The following is a 22,594-nucleotide window of genomic DNA, read 5'->3' as shown; positions in this document are numbered from 1 at the left end:
CGTGTTAATCCTTGGCGACGAGCCGCTGATACTGCGGGAAGCGAGTGAGGAATCCCTGAACGTAGGTGCATACCGGGACGATGGGGGTTCCCGATGCGTCCAGTTCGTCTAAGACTTTCGACGTCAGCAGGCGAGCCAAACCGGCACGACCGTAATTCTCGGTGACGACCGTGTGCAGGAGGATCAGACTGCCGTCGCCGCGACGTTCGTAGCCTTCGACGCCGACCAATTCCTCGCCCGACCACAATTCATACCGGTCGCGGTCGGGGAAATGGCGCAGTTCCGGCACGGGGGACAGGGTGACGGTCGGCGGCGGGACTGGCACTGACGTGGTCATACCTCGAAGCTACCCCGGCGCTTCGGATAAGTCGCTGAGTCGAAGGTCATCTGATTGATGCTGCACAGACTTGTCGCTTGACATCGAGGGCACCGCGGATGCTGGCTCGGAGTCGGAACCGTGATGAGTGTTGGGGGACAAAGACGCACTGCTGCCGCTGCCCGACAGTTCCGATCACCGCAAGGGCTTACCCCACCTCACCGCATCGCGGACCTGACCTTTGACTATCTTGCCACCGGGATTACGGGGGAGCGGCTCGCTGATGACCGAAACATATTGGGGCACTTTAAAGTCCGCAATCTTTTCGGCGACCTGGGCGATCACCTTGCTGACGTCAAGGTTGGCGTCGTCGGTGTAGACCACTGCGCCGACCTTCTCACCAAGAACCTCGTCGGGAACGGCGATGACGGCCGCCTCCAACACTCCGGGCACCGCCATCAGCGCGGCCTCGACTTCGATACTTGAGACGTTCTCACCCCCGCGATTGATGATGTCTTTGGTCCGGTCGACAATCGTGATGCGACCAAAATCGTCGACTCGTACCACGTCGCCGGTATGCAGCCAGCCATCGATGAACGTATCGGCGGACGCATCGGGTCGTTGCCAGTAGCCGCCGGTGATATTGCCCCCGCGCGCGACGAGTTCGCCCAGGGAGGGCTCGTCGTCGTCGAATGGTGCGACGCCGAGTTCCACTGAGGGCACGGCGTAGCCAACCGAATCGGCATGGTCGACGGCATCTTCGTGTGGCAAGACCGTCATCAGGGATGCGGTCTCGGTCATGCCGTAGCCATTGGCGACGCGAGCCTTGGGGAAGGCTTCCTTGAGCGCTTCGACCAGGGTTGGCGCGATGGGGGCCCCGCCGTACGACACCCAGTTGACGATCGAGGTATCGACCTCGGCGAATGCCGGATGCCGCAATAGCAGCGCATAAATCGCGGGCACCGTAACCATGAAGTTAATCCGTTCGGCGCCAATGGAATTGGCGAGCGCGGCCACATCAAGCGTTGGCATGATCACGGCAGTTCCGCCGTAGAGGGCCGCCACCAGCATCTGCGAGTTGCAGCCCGTCACATGGAACAGCGGCACACAGATCAACGTGCGCATGGCCGAACCAATGTCCGACGGGATAGCGAAACACCGCGAGACGTTGGCGGTATTGGTCAGGAACGCTTCGTGCGTGGTCGGCACGCCCTTTGGGCGACCGGTTGTTCCGGACGTGTAAAACAGGGCGGCAATATCGCTGTGTCCCAACGACTCGTCAACGAACGGATCCGCGTCGGGGAGCGGGATCCCCGGTGTCAGGTCGACGATCGCGCCCGAGTCTGACAGCAGAAACTCCACCTCGGTCTCACTTGAGCGGGTGTTCACCGCGACGACGATGGCTCCAGCGAAGATGGTTCCCCAAAACCCGAGAACCCAGTCGACGCCCGCCGCGTATCGGAGCGCGACGCGGTCACCGCGACTCACACCGCCGGCTCTCAGGCCGCCAGCCACCCGTGCGGCCCGGTCCCACAGTTGCCGATAGGTGAGGCGTTCGCCGCCGAGTTCGACGATCGCCTCCGCATCGGGCCGTTGGTCAGCGTGCTCGGCGAGCATGGCGACCAACGACGCGGGAAGGTCGTCGAAGTGGGGGACGCCCGACTCGTCGACGGTGACACCGTCAATCGGAAAGGGATTGTGTTCTCGGCTGATCGGGACGATCGGAGTCATTACTGAGCCTTGGTGAAGTACGCGCGTGGATTGTCGACGAGCATGGTGGTGATCTGCTCATCAGTGACACCGCGTTCACGGAGCGCGGGCAGCACATCGTCGTGGATGTGGGTGTAGTGCCAGTTTGGCAGTGCTGCGGCACGAGCGGCTTCGGGGTAGAAGTCCGAATAGCAGGAGGCATCGTGCGACAGTACGAGTTGCGAGACGAACCCGGCATCCACCATTTCGGCGACCATCCGCACTCGCTCCTCAAACGGCGAGAAGGCGTCGATTCCGAAGCGATCCATGCCGAGGACGGCGCCGGTGGCGGCAAGACGCTTGAGGTAGTCAAGGTCGGTGGTGTCGCCGCTGTGGCCGAGAACCACCTTGCTCATGTCACAGCCTTCCTCGGCGAACACGGCCGCCGCGAGGAGCCCGGTCTCGCCGCCGACGTGCGTGTGGACGGTGATTGGGGTGCCGGTTTCGACGTGGGCCTGAGCGACGGCGCGCATTACGCGTTCGACGCCCGGCGTCATACCGGCTTCGTCGATGGCGCACTTGAGGAGTCCGGCCTTCACCCCGGTGTCGGCAATACCGTCGCGGATGTCGCCGATAAATAGTTCGGTCATCGGGTCGATCCCGAAGTCGAAGACCTTGCCCGGTCCGGTGAAATGAAACTGCACGGGCTCGTCGTGGTAGGTGTAGATGCCCGTTGCGGCCACAATATTGATATCGACCTGCGCATTGATCTGTTGGATTCGCGGGATGTAGCGACCCAGTCCGATCACCGTGGGGTCGACGATGGTTCGCACTCCGCGAGTCGTCACTTCGGTGAGCTTGTTGACCGCGTCGGAAACGCGATGGTCCTCGTCCCAGGGGTCGGGATAATTGGGGTAGTTCTCGCGGATCTCCGTACCGATGGTGAACACGTGCTCGTGCATGAGGACCTGGCCCAGTTCGCTGACGTCGACCTGACCGCGGACAGTTTCAATGCTGCTCAAAGTTCCTCCTGGATCCGGATGGACTACGTGACGACTGTCACTGTCTCCATGATGCACTGTTGGGTTAGAAGATTGCGCCGAACAATGTAACTAAGCGCTTAGTCGCCGGTTTTTGCTGCGAGGGCCTGCGCCAAAAGTTTGTAATACGGCGGCCGTGGCACCATGGTTGGCATGCCAACGCTTTGGGCAATCAGTGATCTGCATGTCTCGCACCGAGGCAATGAATCAATTCTCGAGCAGATCAAGCCGACCGACCCCGGGGACTGGCTCATTGTCGCCGGTGACGTCGCCGAGCGCACTGACGACATCATCGACACCTTGCGCCGGCTCAAGAACCGTTTCCACACGGTGGTTTGGGTGCCCGGGAATCACGAGTTGTACACGACAGCAAAAGACCCGCTGCAAATCTTCGGCGTCGCCCGCTACGACTACCTCGTGCAGGCGTGCCGCGACCTCGGCGTCATCACACCGGAAGATCGGTACCCGCTGTTCGACCCCGGCGACGGCCTAGCGCCGCTCCGAGTGGTGCCGATGTTCCTCCTGTACGACTACACGTTCCGCCCGGCAGGAACGTCGACGGCACTCCAGGCGTTGGCCGTCGCGCGGGAAGCGAACGTAGTCGCGACTGACGAATTCCTGCTGTCGCCGGAACCCTTCGGGACGCGAGATGCCTGGAGCAGGGCGCGAATTGCCGCGACGCAGGAGCGGCTTGAGGCATTGGACCCGAGTGAGCAGACCATCCTGATCAACCACTGGCCGCTGCGTCGTGAACCGTGCGATGCCCTCATGTATCCGGAGTTCGCTCTGTGGTGCGGGTCCGAACTGACAGACAACTGGCACACCCGATTTAACGCCGCGTGCTGCGTATATGGTCACCTCCACATTCCGCGGACCACCTGGTACGACGACGTCCGCTTCGAGGAAGTGTCGGTCGGGTACCCGCGCGAGTGGAGCAGACGGGGACTGCCGAAGCCGCTGTTGCGGAAGATTGCCCCCGACGATGGTTTGCGACCGGAAGATCTGCACGAGTTCGGTGCCCGCTTCGACCTGCCTCCGGACTATGCGGAACGAGCCGCTGAGTTTCGGGAAAAGGTGGAGCGGAATCGGGCTCGCCGCGACGAGGCGAAGAAGGCGAAAGCTTTGAAGCTCGCAGCGGAGAAGGAGGCCGGCCAATGATCGAAGACCTTATGCCCAAGGGCGTTGGGACGGCGGAGGCTTTCGGCGACCCCGAGGGACTCACGGTATTGCCCGCCGAGGAACCGCTCATTTCGCAAGCCGTCGAGAAGCGGCGACGTGAGTTCACGACCGCTCGACACTGCGGTCGAATGGCGTTGGCCGAGTTGGGTATTGAGCCCGTCCCAATCTTGCGCGGCGAACGCGGCATGCCGCTGTGGCCCCGGCAGGTGGTCGGCAGCATGACCCACTGCGACGGTTATCGCGGTGCCGTCGTCGCCTATGCCATGCAGGTTCGTTCGCTCGGGATTGATGCCGAACCGCATCAGGCCCTGCCCGACGGAGTGCTCGACCACACGAGCCTCGAGGCCGAACGCGAAGTCCTCGCCGCCCGCGACAATGAAATCCACTGGGACCGACTGCTGTTCTGCGCCAAAGAAGCCACCTACAAGGCGTGGTTTCCACTAACGCAGCGCTGGTTGGGCTTTGAAGACGCCCACATCACCTTCGAGCGCGATGACACGATTGGCACGGCGGGCGAACCTGCCGGTACCTTCACCTCGACCATCTTGATCGACGGCGCGACGATCGACGGCGGACCCCCGCTGTTGACGATGCCCGGCCGCTGGCAGGTTTCCCGCGGTTTGATCCTCACCACGATTGCACTCACCTGACATGGCAGACGCCTCCATCGAAAACGCCGGACTCCTCGTCATCGACAAGGATGCCGGAATGACCAGCCACGATGTGGTTGCCAAGTGCCGCAAGGCGTTCAACACTCGGCGCGTGGGTCACGCGGGCACCCTCGACCCTATGGCGACCGGTGTGCTCGTCATCGGTATCGAACGCGCCACCAAGCTCCTCGGATTGCTCTCGCTCACCACGAAGTCGTATTCGGCAACGATCCGGTTGGGGCAGTCGACCTCGACAGACGATGCCGAAGGTGACGTCCTGACGGCGGCAGACGCTTCGGGGGTTCGGGATGAGGAGATCGCAGCGGTGATCGCCACCTTGACCGGCGACATCGAACAGATTCCAGCAAGAGTCAGTGCGATTAAGGTCGACGGTCAGCGCGCCCACAAGCTCGTCCGGTCCGGCGAAGACTTTGAACTCAAAGCGCGACCGGTGACCGTGCAGAGATTCGACATTGCGGAGATCCGTAGGAGCGGTGAGTTCGTCGACATTGACGTGGCAGTCGACTGCTCAGCGGGTACCTACATCCGCTCGCTCGCACGCGATCTCGGTGGCGCTCTCGGCGTCGGCGGGCATCTCACGAGCCTGCGGCGTACGGCTGTTGGACCGTTCACGCTGGAGCATTCACGCCGCATGGATGAGGTGTCCGCTGAACCGGGCCTCAGCCTGGGGATCGACGACGCCGCCAAGCTGTGCTTTCCGCACCGCGAGATCAGCGACGATGACGCTGAGTCAATTAGTCAGGGCCGCTGGCTCACGCCGGTGGGCATGAAAGGCATCTACACCGTGATTGACCCGTCGGGGCACGCCATCGCCCTGGTCCAAGAAAAAGGGCGCCGAGCGAGTTCAGTGATGGTCGTGCGGCCTGCCACCTTGCGCTAGGCACCCAGTCGAGGCGTGACCTATCCGTCCAAGAAGATGGCGCGGGCGGCAATATCGCCGAGGTGGATTGGCTCGGCATCGTCGACGCAGATGGTGATGGTCCCGGCGAACGGTCGCTTCTCGGTGACCCGAACCTGGCAGTCGAGGTTGATCCCAATCTCTTGGAAGTAGCGCAACATCTCGGGGTCGGCGTCGGAAATGCGTGTGATGACTCCGGTTTCGTCGACTTCCAGGTCCGACAGCAGGGCGGAACCGGCTTGGGGGACGGTGCCGTCGTCGGCGGGGATGGGGTCGCCGTGCGGGTCGCGCTTCGGATGGCCGAGTTTGGTGTCGATATGACGCAGCAATTGTTCGGACACGGCGTGCTCAAGGATTTCGGCTTCGGCGTGGACTTCGTCCCAGCCGTAACCCAATTCGCGCACCAGGAAGGTCTCGAGGAGACGATGCCGACGAACCATGCCGACGGCAGCCACGCGCCCGGTTTCAGTCAGGGTGACGGCACCGTAGGGTGCGTGATCGACGAGGCCCTGGTCGGCGAGCTTCCGGATTCCCTCCGACGCTGTTGAGGGAGACACGCCCAGGCGATCGGCGAGCAATTTGGTGGTGACCTTGGTGTCCGACCACTCCTGAGCGGTCCAAATGACCTTCAAATAATCCTGGGTAACCGAGGTGAGTTCGTTCACCGGGCGAGCGTCGGGCATACGTATGACCTTACCTATCCCTGCACTGACTGGCGCTGGGTCGTACTCTTGGAGGCGTGTTGCGTTGGCGAGGGTTGGACGAGATTCCTGCGGGCTGGGGTCGGTGCGTGGTCACGATCGGCGTATTCGACGGCGTGCACCGAGGTCATGCTCAGTTAATTGCGGCGGCCACCAAGGCTGCCGCTGAGCGAGGGGTGCCATCGGTGGTGATGACATTCGATCCCCATCCCTCCGAAGTGGTGCGGCCGGGCACGCATCCGCCGCAGCTGTCTTCTTTGCGTCGACGCGCCGATCTCGCCGAGGAACTCGGTATTGACGTCTTCTGTGTTTTGCCCTTCACGGCGACGCTGCAAGCTCAATCGCCGGAAGAGTTCGTCCACTCGGTTCTCGTCGAAGAACTGCACGCCGCCGAAGTGGTTGTCGGTAACAACTTCACCTTTGGTCATCGGGCTGAAGGAAACGTCGACAAACTCCGCGAGCTGGGGGAGCGCTTCGGCTTTGAGGTGACCGGCATTTCCCTCTTTGGCGAACACGCCGTTACCTACTCGTCTACCTACATCCGCTCCTGCATTGCCGCTGGCGATGTGGAACTGGCAGCAGAAGCGCTCGGCCGCCAGCATCGGGTGGAAGGCGTTGTGGTGCACGGTGAACGGCGCGGCCGCGACCTTGGATTCCCGACGGCCAACGTTTCGCCACCGATTCACGCGGCCATCCCCGGCGACGGTGTGTACGCGGCGTGGTTCACCGTCCTCGACAGCGCAACCAAGCCGCAAGGCATTGTCCTCGGCGAGCGCTACCCGGCGGCTGTTTCCGTCGGCACCAACCCAACGTTCTCCGGCCGGAACAGGACGGTCGAGGCTTACGTCATCGACGTCAATGCCGATCTCTATGGACAGCACGTGGCTGTCGATTTTGTTGCACGACTGCGCGGGATGGAACCCTTCGACAGCGTCGACGCGCTCATTGCCGCCATGGGCAATGACGTCGAACGGACCCGCACCCTGCTCGACGGACAGTGACGGTCGTCTCGCCCGAGCATTCCCCGCCCGACGATTTCCCTGCCCGACGATTTCCCCGCCCGACGATTTCCCAGCGCTGCGCCGTGACTGGTAACGTAGCGCGCTGGTGCTAGCTGCGGTCCGTGGCGGCGCGCCTTCCGCCGGTGCGGAATTTCTTGTACACGGGACTGAAAAGGAGACTCACATGGCATTGACCACTGAGCAGAAGAAGACCATCTTGGCCGAGTACGGCCTGCACGAGACCGACACCGGTTCTCCCGAGGCGCAGATCGCGATGCTCACCAAGCGCATCACCGATCTGACCGAGCACCTCAAGTTCCACAAGCACGACCACCACAGCCGTCGTGGCCTGCTGCTGCTCGTCGGCCGTCGCCGTCGCCTGCTCAAGTACTTGGCCAGCGTCGACATCACCCGCTACCGCTCGCTGATCGAGCGCCTGGGCCTGCGTCGCTAGTCGCACAGATTTCAGAACCGGCCGCATCACCACACGGTGATGCGGCCGGTTCTCTTTTGTCCATGAGTCGCCATTGGACGTTCGTTAAGTACGTCTTGATATCACCGAAGCCGAAGTGGTGAAGCGGCCATTGGGAGGCCGGTGATGGCGGCCGATTGGAACGGAGCTCTCACAAGCCGGGCAGTTAGCTGCGGAAATGCTAGGCTGTTATGCGGACGATCGGTGCCTGACGGCACATCGGATGTGATAGTTGGATCGGTCCTCGGTAGTGGCCGCCGGAAATGTGTTTCAAAATGTTCCGGCCGCTTCAATCGAAGGCCGTCTGCTCACAGCGCGGGTGCGCTGTACTTCCGGTGCGAATCTAGCGCCAATCATCTTGAAGACTCGACGCGTCTTGCGTGAGTCGCATGCTGCATACCCGGTCGCAGCCCCACCCTTGAGGTGCACTGTGGCCGCAATGAAAGGGAATACCTCTTGACTGATGTCAACGCCGACTTCGACGATTCGATCACCGAAGTCTCCGCCGTCATCGATAACGGATCGTTCGGTACTCGGACGATTCGTTTCGAGACTGGCCGCCTGGCCCTGCAAGCTGCGGGCGCCGTCGTCGCGTACCTCGATGAGGGCACGATGATCCTCTCGACCACGACGGCTTCGAAGTCGCCGAAGGAGCACTTCGACTTCTTCCCCCTGACCGTCGACGTCGAAGAGCGCATGTACGCCGCGGGACGCATCCCCGGATCGTTCTTCCGCCGTGAAGGTCGCCCGTCAACCGACGCCATCTTGACCTGCCGCCTGATCGACCGTCCGCTGCGCCCGTCGTTCGTCGACGGCCTGCGTAACGAGATCCAGATTGTCGAGACCATCCTCTCGCTCGATCCCAAGGATCTCTACGACGTCCTTGCCATCAACGCCGCATCGGCATCGACCCAGATCTCGGGTCTGCCGTTCTCCGGTCCGGTCGGCGGCGTTCGCGTCGCACTGATCCCGACCGATGAGAACAAGGCCGGCCAGTGGGTTGCGTTCCCGACCGTCGAGCAGTTGGAAGGCGCCGTGTTCGACATGGTTGTCGCTGGCCGCCTCGTCGAGAACGATGTCGCGATCATGATGGTCGAGGCGGAAGCTACCGACAATGTGCTCGCCCTGATCGCCGATGGCGCACAGGCTCCGAACGAAGCCATCGTCGCCGAAGGCCTCGAAGCTGCCAAGCCGTTCATCGCTCAGCTGTGTGAAGCACAGAAGAGCCTCGCCGACGCCGCTGCCAAGGAAACCCGCGAGTTCCCGCTGTTCCCGGCCTACCAGGAAGACGCTTTCGAAGCTGTCTCCGAGGTTGCCGCGGCACGCCTGGGCGAAGCCCTCGCAATCGCTGGCAAGCAGGAGCGCGACAACGCTACCGACGCACTCAAGGGTGATGTCCTCGAGGCCCTGGGCGAGCGTTTCGCCGGCCGCGAAGGCGAGCTCGGTGCTGCTTACCGCTCGCTGACCAAGAAGCTGGTCCGTCAGCGCATCCTGACCGACCACTTCCGCATCGACGGCCGCGGCATCACCGATATCCGCGCACTGTCGGCGGAAATCGGCATCATCCCGCGTGCACACGGCAGCGCCCTGTTTGAGCGTGGCGAAACCCAGATCATGGGCGTCACCACCCTCGACATGGTCAAGATGGCCCAGCAGATCGACTCGCTCGGACCCGAGACCAGCAAGCGCTACATGCACCACTACAACTTCCCGCCGTACTCGACCGGTGAGACCGGTCGCGTCGGTTCGCCGAAGCGCCGCGAAATCGGCCACGGTGCTCTCGCTGAGCGCGCCCTGGTTCCGGTGCTCCCGAGCGTTGAAGAGTTCCCGTACGCGATCCGCCAGGTGTCCGAGGCTCTCGGCTCCAACGGCTCCACCTCGATGGGCTCGGTCTGTGCCGCAACCATCTCGCTGCTGAACGCGGGCGTCCCGCTGAAGGCACCGGTTGCCGGTATCGCCATGGGCTTGGTTTCCGATGAGGTCACCATCGACGGCAAGACCGAGACCCGTTACGTTGCCCTCACCGACATCCTCGGTGCGGAAGACGCCTTCGGTGACATGGACTTCAAGGTCGCCGGTACCAAGGACTTCGTGACGGCCCTGCAGCTCGACACCAAGCTCACCGGCATCCCGTCGAAGGTGCTCGCCGGTGCCTTGAGTCAGGCCAAGCAGGCTCGCCTCACCATCTTGGACGTCCTGGCCGAGGCCATCGACGAGCCCGATGAGATGAGCCCGTTCGCTCCCCGCATCACCACCATCAAGATCCCGATGGACAAGATTGGCGAGCTGATCGGCCCCAAGGGCAAGACGATCAACGGCATTACCGAAGAGACCGGCGCCAACATCTCGATTGAAGATGACGGCACCGTGTTCGTCGGCGCATCCGACGGTCTGTCGGCTCAGGCCGCGATCGACATGGTCAACGCCATCGCTAACCCGCAGTTGCCGAAGGTCGGCGAGCGCTTCCTCGGCACTGTCGTTAAGACGGCGGCCTTCGGTGCATTCGTCTCGCTGCTTCCGGGTCGCGACGGTCTGGTCCACATCAGCAAGCTGGGCAATGGCAAGCGAATCGGCAAGGTCGAAGATGTCGTGAAGGTTGGCGACAAGCTTCAGGTTGAGATCGCTGACATTGACGAGCGCGGCAAGATCAGCCTCGTCCCGGTTCGCGAGGAAAAGGCTGAGGCTGACGCCTAAGCGCCAGCTGCTTTAACGCAAGCATCCGCGTCGTACACACGGTGTACGACGCGGATGTTTTTGTTTGTCGGGCAGCGGGTAAACCCGGCATCTGGCGTTTGGGCCCAAGGGGGAGTCGAAGCCGGGGCGGTCGTGGCTCACGGGCTGCCTCGGAAGCAGAAATTCCCCGCTCAGCGACGGCGTCGCTGGGAGGGACGACGCCGTCGCGGAACGGGGATCAATTCGTGACCGCGGTGGTGCGAAGCTCTTGGGAGGGCTCTGTGATGAGACTATCCTGACTTGATCGTTCGATCAAGAGTCGACTGTATTGGTTTCTGTGACAAACCTCGGTGGATCGGGTGACACCGGAGCGTTGACCTGCTTGTCGCAGGATTCGAACGCTAATTGCCTGCTGAAGCGGCCCTTTCGTGAAAGGCTGGTGGACGGCGGACTTGCGAAAATGGTCCGCCTTGCGCGTACCTTCCCCTTGCGAACCACCTTGAGAGGACAGCAATACTGTGTGCACCCGTGTGATGTGGCCGGACGCCGACGGCTCAGTAATCGTCGGTCGGAATATGGATTTCCACCAGGATCTCCACACCAACCTCTGGAAACTTCCTCGCGGAATCAACCGTGATGATCGTGTCGAGGGCAACCTCAGTTGGACGGCTAAGTACGGCAGCGTCATCGCCGGGGTCTACGACATCTTGTCGACGGACGGGGTCAACGAGCGGGGCCTGGCCGCGCACCTACTGTGGCTGGCCGAGTCGGACTATGGAACCGCCGATGAGTCACGGCCGCAATTGGCTATGTCAGTCTGGCTGCAGTACTACCTCGACAACTTCGAGACGGTCGGTGAAGCCGTTGCCTGGTCGCAGAAGCACCAGCCGCAGGTGATCCCGATGGCCGACCCGACCGGTGGCAGCAAGCCAGCACTTCACCTGGCCATCGAAGATGCGAGTGGTGACTCCGCGATCTTCGAGTACATCGATGGCGAGCTGAAGATCTATCACAGCCGCGACTACTTGGTCATGACGAATTCACCAACCTACGATCAACAGCTAGAACTGGTCAAGAAGTACACCGGACTCGGCGGAGACCAACCCCTGCCCGGTACCTGCGCGGCCGCGGATCGGTTCGCGCGGGCCCTCTACTACGTCCAGGACCAGCCGGTGCCGACGTCGCAACTGCAGGCCATGGCAGCAATGTTCAGCATTGTGCGCAACTGTGCGCAACCCTTCCGCAATCCGGAGCCGGGGAAGCCCGACGCATCGCAAACCCTGTGGTCGGTCGTGATCGATCTGACCAACCTGCGTTATGCCTTCGAATCAACGACGCGGCCCAACGTCGTCTGGGTAGACCTCAAAGACCTCGACTTTTCCGAGGGGGCGGGTGAAGCCAAGCTCGACCTGCTGAGCGATCTCGCGCTGGAGGGCGGCGTTGCCGGAGAAGTTCACGACCACTTCGATAAGCATCACCGGTTCCACATCGTGTCGATCAAGCAGGCCGAGCTGATCGGTGAAGCCGTCGGGAAACTCCTGTCTGCGGTCGACGGCGCAAAGCAAGACGAGATCCGTGCTCAGGAGATCCAAGATCGGGTGCAAGCGAAACTAGTCGAGTTCGTTAAGTCCGAGTAGGTCCGCAGCAAGGCCTAGGCGCCCCTGCGTATCGGCAAGACCGGCGGGAATGAGTGGCCATCGGCCCGCGGCACTAGACTGGTGGGCGATTCTCCACACGAAAGGTTCCTCCATGGGCAGCAGCATCCGCGTGGGTGTGTTGGGCAGTAACGGCAAGGTTGGCAAAGCCATCGTCGAAGGCGTCGAAGGCGCGGCCGACGCGGGATTTACCGTCGGCGTCGACAAGGGTGATGCGCTCACTGACTTCGTCGAATCCAAGACGCAGGTCGTCGTCGACTTCACCCATCCCGATGTTGTGATGGGCAACCTGGAATTCCTGATCAACAATGGGATTCATGCGGTTGTCGGTACGACGGGCTTCACCCAGGAGCGCCTCGACACGGTTCAAGGTTTGGTTGACGCCAACCCCGGTGTCGGTGTCCTGATCGCCCCCAACTTTGCCATTGGCGCAGTCCTGTCGATGCACTTCGCGCAGCAGGCAGCCCGATTCTTCGATTCGGCCGAGGTCGTCGAACTGCACCACCCCTTCAAAGCCGACGCACCGTCGGGTACCGCTGGCCGCACGGCACAGTTGATTGCTGCTGCCCGCGCCGAAGCCGGTTTGGGCGAGTGCCCGGACGCGACCTCGACCGGGCTGGAGGGCGCTCGAGGGGCCGACGTTGACGGCGTACGGGTGCATTCGATTCGCCTTGCCGGACTCGTCGCACATCAGGAAGTTCTCTTCGGCACGCAGGGGGAGACCCTGACAATCCGCCACGACTCGATCGACCGCAACTCGTTCGTCCCCGGGGTTTTGTTGGGTGTCCGCGAGATCGTTGGTCGTCCGGGCCTGACGGTGGGCCTCGAATCCTTTATGGATCTGTAGGTCGTCGTGGCAGCGAAGAAGAAGTCGGACGCGCGCCCCGTTATATGGGTGATTGCGTTCCTGGTGGTCGCGCTCTGCGTCTACTTTGTGCTCCTGAGTCGCACGGCGATCGGACTGATTGGGACCGGAACCGTGGTGTCCATTGGTCTCGGGATCGGCGTGCTATTGCTGCCGCTTCTTGGCGTTTGGATGGTCGTATCGACGCTGCGTTCGGGAATCGAACATCAGCGGATGGTGGCCGCAGCCCAGGAGTTGGGTCGCGACCTCGACGTCGACGATCTGCCACGCCGACCATCCGGGCGCATCGAAAAGGATGCGGCACTCGCGCGATTTGAAGAGGTGAAACTCGAGTGGGAAGCCGACCCGTCTGACTGGGTCAACACCTACCGCATCGCCCGTGCCTACGACTATGCCGGCGACCGGTCCCGTGCCCGCGAGATGATGCGGCGGGCTGGCGAGCAGTACCGGTCGGCGAGCGAGAAGTCGGCCAACTAATGGCGCGCCTGCTGGTTGTGCACCACACACCGTCGCCGCACTGTCAGGAAATGTTTGAGGCCGTGATTGCCGGGGCCACCGACCCAGAAATTGCTGGCGTCGAAGTGATTCGACGTCCGGCGCTGACGGTGTCGGCGGTGGAGATGCTCGATGCGGATGGCTACCTGCTGGGTACCCCGGCGAACCTCGGGTACATGAGCGGTGCGCTGAAGCACGCATTCGATACTTGCTACTACCCGATCTTGGACTCCACACGGGGTCGTCCCTACGGGTTGTTTATGCACGGGAATCTCGGGACCGAGGGTGCCGAGAAATCCGTGCATTCCATTGCTGGCGGCCTCGGCTGGGAGAGGGTTGCCGCCGACGTCGTCGTTTCGGGCAAGCCGACCAAGCAGCAGTTGGCAGCTTGTTGGGAGTTGGGCGCGACCGTCGCAGCGGGGCTAATGGCGGACTGAGGGTCCCCCTGAACTGCGCCCGGGCCTGTTCTCGCATGATGCGTCGATTCCCGCTCCATGTCTGACATGGAGCGGGAATCGACGCATCATGCGAGAACGCGCACGCGAGGTCTTTTCGGTTGGGGGACGAAAGGTCCCGAGCCACCCCGCGAGGGCTCGGGACCTTTCGTCAGCGGGCGGGCAGTTAGCCGCCGGGCGTGAGATTCACGTCTGCAGTCCGTCGCCAATTTCGCTTGGCGGGTTTTGCCGGTCCGAGGAAATCGTCGATGACCGGACCGAAGGTATCGGCGTTCATCACCAGATCGATGTGGCCACCGTCGTGGACGTGGAGGGTGGGGCGCGGCAGACCGGTCTTGAGGATGCGGGCATTGACCATCGGAATGATTGGGTCGTCAGTACCGGCAATAATCAATGTCCGCTGACGGATGGTGGGAAGTGCAAACAGTGAAGTCCACACGGCCCCAGCCATCAACTGGTGCACGTAACCCTTGAACGAACCGGCATGCAGCTGCCGAATGAAGAGTTCGGCAACATCCTGGCCGCTATTGCGGACCACGCCGCCGTACAGTTCACCTGCGATCTTCGCACTGTAGGCGGGATCGCTGAATCGCTTGGGCGTCAACATCTTCGACAGCACCTTGGGACTGCCCGGCACCATGATGGCACCGGTACCGGTGCCGACCAGAATCAGCCGGCGGCATCGACGTGGGTTCTGAAACGCGAACTGCTGCGCGAGCGCACCGCCCCACGATAGCCCCAAAATGTCGACAACCCCGATGTGGAGGCGGTCGAGGACCCGACCCAGCACCCATGCCAGATATGGAAATCCGTACGGCAGCGGCGAGGTCGGAGATTCGCCGGTGCCTGGAACGTCGAACCGGACGACAGGCCGATTCGGATCCAAGTTTTCGACGAGGGGGTCCAGCACTTCGAGGCTCGCACCGATCCCGTTACACAGCACGAGCGGAATGCCGATTCCGCGACGGTACCGGATACGAATCCGCTGGCCACCGGTGGCGAGATAGATGTCGCCGGAAGCGATGTCGGCTGTCTGCGACGAGGGGGGCACGACATCTCCAGTCGTTGTGGGGTCGGTGTTCTCGGTGATTCCGGTATCAGTGGTCATCAGCCTGATCAGTCCTCAAGAACGTACGTGCCGGGGGCCGGTGCGAGGGGTTCGAAACCTGCAGCGCCGAGGGCGGACGGAGCGTCGACCTCTGCGCCACCGTGAGCGGCAAGCCAGGCAAGGTGATCGGGCCACCAGGAGTCCGACTGCTTCTCGGCGGTCTTGAGCCACTCGTCGGCGTCGAGTTCATGGTCTACCTGCGCCGTGTGGAACGAGGCGCGCGGGTTGCCGGGCGGGTTGACCAGCGACGCGATGTGCCCACTGGTTGACAAGACGTACCGGTTGTCCTTGCCACCGAGCAGTGCGGCGCTGCGGTAGGTGGCTTGCCACGGGCAAATGTGATCGGCAATTCCGCCGATGACGTACGAATCGCATTCGACGGTGCCGAGATCGATGGGCGTGCCCAGCATTGTGGCCTGACCAGCGGTGATCAGATCGTTGTTGATCGCCATCGGGACCATGTCCTTGTGCAGGGCGGCGGTCATGCGGGTGGTGTCGGCGTTCCAGAACAGGACATCGAAAGCGGCTGGTGGTCGGCCCTGGATGTAGTTGTTCACCCAGTACCTCCACACCAGATCGGTAGGCCGTAGCCACGCGAACATCTCGGCCATCGCCCGTCCATCCAGGTAGCCCTTGCTCGACGATTGGCGAATCGCGGCCTCGGCAGCGCGCTCACTGATCGACGCGGCAAAGCCCGCCTGATTCTGATCGAGCACGGTGACGGCGAGCGACAGCGAGGCAACCTTGTCGGCCTTGCCGATTGCCGACAGGTGCGCCACGACCATCGAGGCGAGGATGCCGCCCGAGCAGGTACCCGAAAGGTTGGTCTGGTCGGCACCGGTAATGGTCTGGGTCGCGTCGATCGCATCGATGATGGCTTGGCCGTACTCGTCGAAGCCCCAGTCGCGATGGCGGGCCTTTGGGTTGCGCCAGGAAATGACGAAAACCTGCTGGCCACCTGCCACGTAGTACTCGATCATGCTGCGCTTCGGAGCAATGTCCATGATGTAGTACTTGTTGATCACCGGCGGGACCATCAGCAGCGGCACTTCGCTGACTTGCTTGGTCCGCGGGGCGTACTGGATCAACTCGAACATCCGAGTCCGCAGCACCACGGTGCCTTTAGTGGCGGCGACGGTTTCGCCGACGTTGAATGCATCGGGTTCCACCATGGCGGGCACACGCGGCTTGGAAGCCATGTCGCGAACGAATGCCTTAAAGCCGCGGTAAGCGGAGATGCCGCCGGTGTCGATGAGCGCCTTCCAACCGAGCGGATTAAGCGCCAGGTTGTTGGTCGGCGAGAGTCCTTCGATGATGTTGTCGAGAACGAAGCGGACCTTTTCCGCGTCACGCCAGTCGAGATCGGCCGCCGCGTACAACTGCTCCACAGTATCGGACGCGGCCAGGTAGGCCTGTTCGACGCGGTGCAGCACCGGATTATGAGTCCATGCCGGATCGCTGAAGCGCTTGTCCGACCGGGCGGGGGCGCGGTTGGAACGCCCGGCAACGATGTTGCCGAGTTCTTTCGCGAGGCCGCCACCTCTCTCAGCGAGTGTCACCGGTTGCTTCGCCAACGACAGGCCAAACCGGGCGAGTGGCGCGACCGGTGCCATCCGACCGGCGAACGACTTGGTGGAGTTGGTGAGAAGCAGGTCTAGGGGAGCGGCGATCTCGTTGGCCGCATGTTGGTTTTGTGCGATGGTCATTGCTCAAACACCTGAAGTCGTTGCGGATGGGACTGAGATCTCGCGCTTCATGATCTTGCCGGTGGCACCGGTGGGGAGCGCTTCGACAAACCAAATCTGGCGCGGGTACTTGTAGGCGGCGACGCGTTCCTTGACGTAATTGCGGAGTTCGTCTTCGGTGACGGTGGCACCTGGCTTCAGAGCGACGGCGGCACCGACGTCCTCACCAAGTGATTCGTGGGGAACAGCGACGACGGCTGCCGCTGCGACATCCGGGTGCTCGTACAGGACTTCTTCCACCTCGCGCGGGTAGATGTTCATTCCGCCACGAATGATCATGTCCTTGGTGCGGTCGACGATCCGGTAGTAGCCGTCGGCGTCCTTGGTGCCCACATCTCCGGTTGAGAACCAGCCCTGGCTGTCAATGGCCTCGGCGGTCGCTTCGGGAAGCTGCCAGTAGCCCTTCATGACGTTCTGGCCCTTGATCTGGATCTCGCCCGGCTCGTCGACCGCAACTTCGTTGCCTTCGGTGCCGATGATGCGCATCTCGACGCCCTCGATGGGGGTGCCGATGGTGCCGGCCTTGCGCTCGAGGTGGGGGTGGTTGAAGCAGGCGACTGGCGACGTTTCCGACAGGCCGTAGCCTTCCAAGATGATGGCGTCGAAAATGCTCTCGAAATCGGTGATGACCTGAGCGGGGAGTGCAGCGCCACCGGAGACGCACACACGCAGTGAGCTGGTGTCGTCGGAGGGGCGGCGTGCCGCGATCAGCGCGGAGTACATGGTCGGGACGCCGATGAAGACGGTCACCTTATCTGCGGCGATCGAATCCAACACGGCGACCGGATCGAATCGGGGAACCAAGGCGAGCGTGGCCTGCGCGGTGACAGCAGCGTTCAGCCCACAGGTAAGACCGAAAACGTGGAACAGCGGCAGGCAACCCATAACGATGTCGTCGGAGGTCTCCTTGATCAGGGTGCGCGCAGTGATTTCCGCGTTGCTGACCAAACCGAGATGAGTGAGTTCGGCACCCTTCGGCTTACCGGTGGTACCGGACGTGTGCAGGATGACAGCGGTGTCGGAGCCTGCGCTGGGGTACGGGGCTACCTGCGGCGCGACGGCGTCGATGGCCTTCTGCAGTTCATCGTCGACGAGGAAGCATGTCGCGCCCGCGGACTCGGCACCCGCCTTGGCCTCGTCGGCGAAGGTGGGGGTCGCGAGGAGGATCGACGCGGTGGTGTTCGACAGGTAGAACGAAATCTCCCGTGACTTGAGGAGCGGGTTCATTGGAACGGCAACCGCGCCAGCGCGGAGGATTCCGTAAAAGAGCGTTGCGAACTCGGGGACGTTCGGCATCATGAGCCCGACACGATCACCGGGGCGAATGCCGCGATCGTTGAGCCACGTGGCGACCTTGGCTGCGGCCTGGTCGAACTCGGCATAGGTCATGGCGATATCGCCGCACTTGAGCGCAGTCTGATCGGGTCGTGCTCCGGCTGCTTCGACCAGGTTGAGGCTGAGGTTCGCCACGGGGTGCTCGCTTCCAATTTGGGGAGATCTTTGCTTCTCCTCAATGGTGCGCTCGTCCTCGATCATTACCTATGGTGCGGACGCTAACGTACTGGCCGGTTAGGTGTGCATACGCACAATGCTTGGGAGCGTGTAAGCCCGTTCACTCTTTGTTGACGGCTAATCGCGCATCGACCTCGAAGGCGAGGCACAGTTCGGCCACCTCTCGCGGTGACGATGTCGATCGCAGTGTCAGTTCCTCGATCCGACGCAGTCGGTGTCGGATGGTGTTGCGGTGGACAAACAGTTCTTCGGCGGTGGCGTTGACATTGCCGTCGGCGTTGACCCAGGCCCGAAAGGTCTCGAACAGTGGTTTTCGGTCTTCTTCAGGGAGCGCGTATAGGTTGTGCAGCACCGACTTTGCCAGACCGGTGCTGACCTCTGGCGTGCTGACCGCAGCGATCCCGAGCACCGAACCGTCGAACTCGGTGACCCCGGAACCGGGGGCGTGCAGGGCCAGTCGGGCGAACTTCAACGCCGAAGCGGTCTCCAAGAGATCGTCGAACAGTGCGCTGACGCCGATCCGCCCGGGGGTGAGTCTGGCGAACAGATTGAGGGTTTGGCGGCGATGCTCGGCCGTTGGAACATGCACGAGCCCAATCTGCTCGCCGGGGAGCAGCCGCCATGCCGAGTAGACGTCCAGCCCGCGCAGTTGGCTTTCGATGGTGGGGAGCGGCTGCTTGCCGATTCCGTCGGTGGCGGCGGCGACCACCATGTAGGGACCGCGTGTGGGGAGCCGCAGCAGCGCCGCAATTTCCCACAGTGTGGTGCGCGAGGCGATGCGTCCTTCCAAGAGGTGCTCGGTGAGAGCGGCCCGTTCGGCGGCGTCGTCGAGGATCTGCTCGGTGGTGTGGGCGCGGTGGGCGTCCGCGACCTCGCGGGTAAAGGTGTCGTACGCGTTCCACACTCGCTCGGTCGCGGCAAGTACCGCGTGCCGCGAGAACGATCGGTCCGCTTCGGCGATGGTCCGGAGCTCGCGCCACAGGTCTTGAAATGCAATGCGGTAGGCGTGCATTAAGGCCGGCAACGGCACACCGAGTTCGGCGCGGGAGGCTCCGGTCCGGCGAGCGGACTCGGTCACGAAGTCTTCGTCGCCGACGATGCCGGAGATCACGTCGTTCAGGTTTGCCCGGACGACGCTGGCGGTCAACTCGCTGGTGACGGTGCCCGAGCTGGAGTAGTAGTCGATCTCGGATTTGATGGCCTTGGTGACTCGGTCAACCAACAGGTCGAGACGCGAGGACAGGACTTCACCCAGTCGGGCGAGTTCCGCAACGACCGCGGGTGGTTCCGGAGAGCGGGCAGACCGCGACGAAACTGGGGACACTCCTCGATTGTCCCCGGTGCCCACGTCTTGATGCTGGGAAATGGCTAGCCGGGCGTGTTCGGCCGGGTGATCGGCGCGGTGGGGTGTGCGATGGTGCTTCGTCAGTAGACTCGACGGCGTGAGTAAGCCAATTCCCACCCCGTATGAGGATCTGCTTCGTCAGGTGATGGAGACAGGTACGCCGAAAGCCGATCGGACCGGCACCGGAACCCGCAGTGTTTTCGGCCATCAGATGCGGTTTGATCTGTCTGAGGGCTTCCCGCTGATCACCACCAAAAAGGTGCACCTGAAGTCGATCATCTACGAACTGTTGTGGTTTCTGCGCGGTGATTCCAACGTGCGTTGGCTGCAAGAGCGCGGCGTCAGCATTTGGGATGAATGGGCATCACCGGAAGGCGAACTCGGACCGGTTTATGGCGTGCAGTGGCGCAACTGGCCGACCCCCTCGGGGGAGCACATCGACCAGATCGCAACAGCCCTTGCGACGTTGCGCACCAACCCCGATTCGCGGCGAAACATTGTGTCGGCGTGGAACGTTGGCGAGATCCCGCAAATGGCGCTGCCACCGTGTCATGCCTTTTTTCAGTTTTACGTTGCCGACGGCAAGCTGAGCTGCCAGCTGTATCAGCGCAGTGCGGACCTGTTCCTCGGTGTGCCTTTCAATATCGCCTCGTACGCATTGCTCACGCACATGATGGCGCAGCAAGCAGGCCTGGAGGTCGGGGACTTTGTCTGGACGGGCGGCGACTGCCACATCTACGACAACCATGTCGATCAAGTGCGTGAACAACTCTCGCGCGATCCGTTGCCATACCCGACATTGGAACTGCGCCAGGCCGACTCAATTTTCGACTACGACTTCGACGATTTCCAGGTCGTCGGTTATCAGTCGCACCCGGCAATCAAGGCGCCGGTTGCTGTTTGACGCGCGTTAGGAGGCTGACATGAGCATCGCATTGGTTTGGGCGCAGGATCGTGCTGGCGCCATCGGTAAAGCCGGGACCATTCCGTGGCGCGTCCCGGAAGACATGAAGCATTTTAAGGAGATCACCGGGAACGGCACGGTGATCATGGGTCGTAAAACGTGGGAGTCACTGCCCGCTTCGTTCCGCCCACTTCCCGGACGCCGGAACATTGTCATCACCCGCACCGCTGACTATCAGGTCGATGGCGCGGAGATTGCCGATGGCCTGGACTCGGCACTCGCGGCGGCCGGTCATGTGGCAGCAGTGATCGGTGGCGGCCAGATTTATGCCGCGGCCATGGACTTGGCGACTCACCTCCGGGTTACGGAGATCGATGTCCTTGTCGAAGGCGCGGATGCGTTCGCGCCGCCGGTCGATCCGGACCGCTGGACCGCGGTATCGGTCGGGGACTGGCTGTACTCGTCGACCGGCACCATCTACCGCTTCGTCGACTACCTTCGACGCTGACTCCTTCGATCAGTCTCACCTGCAATGATGCGGTCGAGATTGTCGTCGTCGTCCGCTATGGTCGGGTCGTCAGGAGGGTGAGTAGAGGTGCTGAATCTTGAGCTCGAGATTGGCGATTGGGCCACGTGGGTCGGCTCGCTGGGAACGTTGGGTGCGTTCACCGTGGCGTTCTGGCAAATTCACCGTGAACGCAGTGCGCGAAAGACCAGGGAGGCGTACGAGGCCCAGGCTCGAAGACGCGAACACGTTGACCGCGTGTCAGTGTGGGTCCACGACGGCAATGTCCATGTCAATAATGGGTCCGGCCACTCGCTGCATGGAGTACGTGTTCACGACGGCAAGAACACCATCGCGGAGTGGTCACACCTCCCGCCGGGCCTTCACAGCCGCGGACCCACAGATGTTGCCGAAGGCACCCCGCACGTCGTCTTCACTGACGTGCGCGGAGACCGGTGGTCTCGGGCGCCGGGTGCCCACCCGAAACTTGAACCCGGGGCCGCGCGGACAACTTCTGAGTCTTCCTGATCGAATGGGCCGATGAGCTGGTTTGAGAACGGTGACGACTACGCCGCGCATCGCCCGACGTACCCGACTGGGCTGGTCGATGCCCTCCTAGCCGTAGTCCCGACAACCGATCTTGCCGTCGACGTGGGTTGCGGTACTGGGCAGCTCACGGCAATGCTCAGCTCGGCGTTCGACACAGTTATCGGTCTGGACCCGTCGGAGGACCAAATACGGCATGCACAGCCCGCCGCCAACATCGATTACCGGGTCGGGACGGCCGACCGTTTGGACGTTGAGGACTCGGCAGCATCGTTGATCACCGTCGCACAGGCGGCGCACTGGTTCGACCTTCCGGCGTTTTACCGCGAGGTGCGCCGGATCGCCGCCGCAGATGCGATTATCGCGTTAATCACCTACGGCGTCGTCGTGCTGGACGATGACCTGACCGCGCGCTTTTCTCGCTTTTACCGTGACGAGATTGGACCGTACTGGCCGCCGGAGCGGTGTCACGTTGATAACGCGTACGCCGACCTCGACTTTCCCTTTCCGCGGATCGAGGCCCCCTCCGTGGTAATTGAACGATCGTGGACCCTCGCTGATTTCGTGGGCTATCTCAATACTTGGTCTGCGGTGCGTCGAGCGCGCGAAGCCGGGGTCACCGACCTCGTCGATCGCCTCGCAACTGACTTGCAGCCTCAATGGGGAGCGCAGCGACGCCCAGTCCGCTGGCCAGTCACGATCCTGCTTGGGCAGATCTTGTGAGTGGGCTAATCAGGTCGCACAGTCCCGGAGTTGGGGACCTCTCGGGGTCGCAGGCTCGTCGAATTGCGCTCGCCGCACAGGGATTTATCGATAGAC

The 22,594-nt window shown here is 62.4% G+C and carries 22 protein-coding genes; 14 read left to right on the top strand and 8 right to left on the bottom strand.

What is annotated here, in order from left to right; genetic code table 11:
* Nucleotides 1–4: 4 nt before the first annotated feature.
* The 3 genes from AC1L34_RS06345 to AC1L34_RS06335 all read right to left on the bottom strand — a co-directional run bounded on the left by AC1L34_RS06345 (nt 5) and on the right by AC1L34_RS06335 (nt 3,027).
* The gene (locus AC1L34_RS06345; RefSeq protein WP_424293225.1) at nt 5–337 is read right to left on the bottom strand and encodes a GNAT family N-acetyltransferase; all 333 of its coding nucleotides are present in this window, start codon (nt 335–337) and stop codon (nt 5–7) included.
* A 174-nt stretch (nt 338–511) separates the two neighbouring features.
* Nucleotides 512–2,047, bottom strand: coding sequence for a class I adenylate-forming enzyme family protein (locus tag AC1L34_RS06340; RefSeq protein ID WP_424293224.1), 1,536 nt, complete (start codon nt 2,045–2,047; stop codon nt 512–514).
* The gene (locus tag AC1L34_RS06335) at nt 2,047–3,027 is read right to left on the bottom strand and encodes a phosphotriesterase family protein (protein WP_424293223.1); all 981 of its coding nucleotides are present in this window, start codon (nt 3,025–3,027) and stop codon (nt 2,047–2,049) included. The genes AC1L34_RS06340 and AC1L34_RS06335 overlap by 1 nt, the downstream gene beginning before the upstream one ends.
* A 171-nt stretch (nt 3,028–3,198) precedes the next feature.
* On the opposite strand from AC1L34_RS06335, the gene AC1L34_RS06330 reads away from it, so the two are divergent.
* Genes AC1L34_RS06330 through truB form a run of 3 tightly spaced genes read left to right on the top strand, consistent with a single transcriptional unit; the run spans nt 3,199 to nt 5,775 of the window.
* Nucleotides 3,199–4,203 (top strand): metallophosphoesterase family protein, encoded by a 1,005-nt coding sequence (locus AC1L34_RS06330; RefSeq protein WP_424293222.1) that lies wholly within the window; start codon nt 3,199–3,201, stop codon nt 4,201–4,203.
* Nucleotides 4,200–4,874: a 4'-phosphopantetheinyl transferase family protein gene (locus tag AC1L34_RS06325; protein WP_424293221.1), complete on the top strand. Its 675-nt coding sequence runs from the start codon at nt 4,200–4,202 to the stop codon at nt 4,872–4,874. The genes AC1L34_RS06330 and AC1L34_RS06325 overlap by 4 nt, the downstream gene beginning before the upstream one ends.
* Nucleotide 4,875: 1 nt before the next feature.
* Nucleotides 4,876–5,775 carry a tRNA pseudouridine(55) synthase TruB gene (truB, locus tag AC1L34_RS06320; RefSeq protein ID WP_424293220.1) on the top strand — a complete coding sequence of 300 codons (900 nt, stop codon included), beginning with the start codon at nt 4,876–4,878 and terminating at the stop codon, nt 5,773–5,775.
* Between the two features lie 20 nt (nt 5,776–5,795).
* Here the strand turns inward: truB and AC1L34_RS06315 are convergent, their stop codons facing one another.
* Nucleotides 5,796–6,476, bottom strand: a complete 681-nt coding sequence (locus AC1L34_RS06315; protein WP_424293219.1) for a metal-dependent transcriptional regulator — start codon at nt 6,474–6,476, stop codon at nt 5,796–5,798.
* A 56-nt stretch (nt 6,477–6,532) separates the two neighbouring features.
* On the opposite strand from AC1L34_RS06315, the gene AC1L34_RS06310 reads away from it, so the two are divergent.
* The 7 genes from AC1L34_RS06310 to AC1L34_RS06280 all read left to right on the top strand — a co-directional run bounded on the left by AC1L34_RS06310 (nt 6,533) and on the right by AC1L34_RS06280 (nt 14,092).
* Nucleotides 6,533–7,495 carry a bifunctional riboflavin kinase/FAD synthetase gene (locus AC1L34_RS06310; RefSeq protein WP_424293218.1) on the top strand — a complete coding sequence of 321 codons (963 nt, stop codon included), beginning with the start codon at nt 6,533–6,535 and terminating at the stop codon, nt 7,493–7,495.
* A gap of 184 nt (nt 7,496–7,679) precedes the next feature.
* Nucleotides 7,680–7,949, top strand: a complete 270-nt coding sequence (gene rpsO, locus AC1L34_RS06305; RefSeq protein ID WP_424293217.1) for a 30S ribosomal protein S15 — start codon at nt 7,680–7,682, stop codon at nt 7,947–7,949.
* Between the two features lie 474 nt (nt 7,950–8,423).
* A complete protein-coding gene (locus AC1L34_RS06300) occupies nt 8,424–10,661 on the top strand; it encodes a polyribonucleotide nucleotidyltransferase (RefSeq protein ID WP_424322509.1) in 2,238 nt (745 codons plus the stop codon).
* A 497-nt stretch (nt 10,662–11,158) separates the two neighbouring features.
* A complete protein-coding gene (locus tag AC1L34_RS06295) occupies nt 11,159–12,277 on the top strand; it encodes a linear amide C-N hydrolase (RefSeq protein ID WP_424296786.1) in 1,119 nt (372 codons plus the stop codon).
* A gap of 112 nt (nt 12,278–12,389) precedes the next feature.
* Nucleotides 12,390–13,142, top strand: coding sequence for a 4-hydroxy-tetrahydrodipicolinate reductase (dapB, locus tag AC1L34_RS06290; RefSeq protein WP_424296788.1), 753 nt, complete (start codon nt 12,390–12,392; stop codon nt 13,140–13,142).
* A gap of 6 nt (nt 13,143–13,148) precedes the next feature.
* Entirely contained in the window at nt 13,149–13,637 is a 489-nt protein-coding gene (locus AC1L34_RS06285) for a hypothetical protein (protein WP_424296790.1), read from the top strand.
* The gene (locus AC1L34_RS06280) at nt 13,637–14,092 is read left to right on the top strand and encodes a flavodoxin family protein (RefSeq protein WP_424296792.1); all 456 of its coding nucleotides are present in this window, start codon (nt 13,637–13,639) and stop codon (nt 14,090–14,092) included. The genes AC1L34_RS06285 and AC1L34_RS06280 overlap by 1 nt, the downstream gene beginning before the upstream one ends.
* Nucleotides 14,093–14,276: 184 nt before the next feature.
* On the opposite strand, the gene AC1L34_RS06275 is transcribed toward AC1L34_RS06280, so the two are convergent.
* The 4 genes from AC1L34_RS06275 to AC1L34_RS06260 form a co-directional block, all read right to left on the bottom strand.
* Entirely contained in the window at nt 14,277–15,218 is a 942-nt protein-coding gene (locus AC1L34_RS06275; RefSeq protein WP_424293653.1) for an alpha/beta fold hydrolase, read from the bottom strand.
* An 8-nt stretch (nt 15,219–15,226) separates the two neighbouring features.
* Nucleotides 15,227–16,924, bottom strand: coding sequence for a PHA/PHB synthase family protein (locus tag AC1L34_RS06270; RefSeq protein ID WP_480035192.1), 1,698 nt, complete (start codon nt 16,922–16,924; stop codon nt 15,227–15,229).
* 3 nt (nt 16,925–16,927) lie between these two features.
* Nucleotides 16,928–18,433 carry a long-chain-fatty-acid--CoA ligase gene (locus AC1L34_RS06265; RefSeq protein ID WP_424293651.1) on the bottom strand — a complete coding sequence of 502 codons (1,506 nt, stop codon included), beginning with the start codon at nt 18,431–18,433 and terminating at the stop codon, nt 16,928–16,930.
* 142 nt (nt 18,434–18,575) lie between these two features.
* Entirely contained in the window at nt 18,576–19,799 is a 1,224-nt protein-coding gene (locus AC1L34_RS06260; protein ID WP_424293649.1) for a PucR family transcriptional regulator, read from the bottom strand.
* A gap of 166 nt (nt 19,800–19,965) precedes the next feature.
* Between AC1L34_RS06260 and AC1L34_RS06255 the strand changes: the two genes are divergently transcribed.
* The 4 genes from AC1L34_RS06255 to AC1L34_RS06240 all read left to right on the top strand — a co-directional run bounded on the left by AC1L34_RS06255 (nt 19,966) and on the right by AC1L34_RS06240 (nt 22,498).
* Entirely contained in the window at nt 19,966–20,724 is a 759-nt protein-coding gene (locus tag AC1L34_RS06255; protein ID WP_480035316.1) for a thymidylate synthase, read from the top strand.
* Between the two features lie 19 nt (nt 20,725–20,743).
* Nucleotides 20,744–21,232 (top strand): dihydrofolate reductase, encoded by a 489-nt coding sequence (locus tag AC1L34_RS06250; protein WP_424293647.1) that lies wholly within the window; start codon nt 20,744–20,746, stop codon nt 21,230–21,232.
* Between the two features lie 87 nt (nt 21,233–21,319).
* Nucleotides 21,320–21,757: a hypothetical protein gene (locus AC1L34_RS06245; RefSeq protein ID WP_424293646.1), complete on the top strand. Its 438-nt coding sequence runs from the start codon at nt 21,320–21,322 to the stop codon at nt 21,755–21,757.
* Nucleotides 21,758–21,769: 12 nt separating this feature from the next.
* The gene (locus AC1L34_RS06240) at nt 21,770–22,498 is read left to right on the top strand and encodes a class I SAM-dependent methyltransferase (protein ID WP_424293645.1); all 729 of its coding nucleotides are present in this window, start codon (nt 21,770–21,772) and stop codon (nt 22,496–22,498) included.
* Nucleotides 22,499–22,594 lie beyond the last annotated feature (96 nt).

Source organism: Gordonia sp. 34D (assembly GCF_056682775.1).
This window is presented reverse-complemented; position numbering and strand designations above follow the sequence as displayed.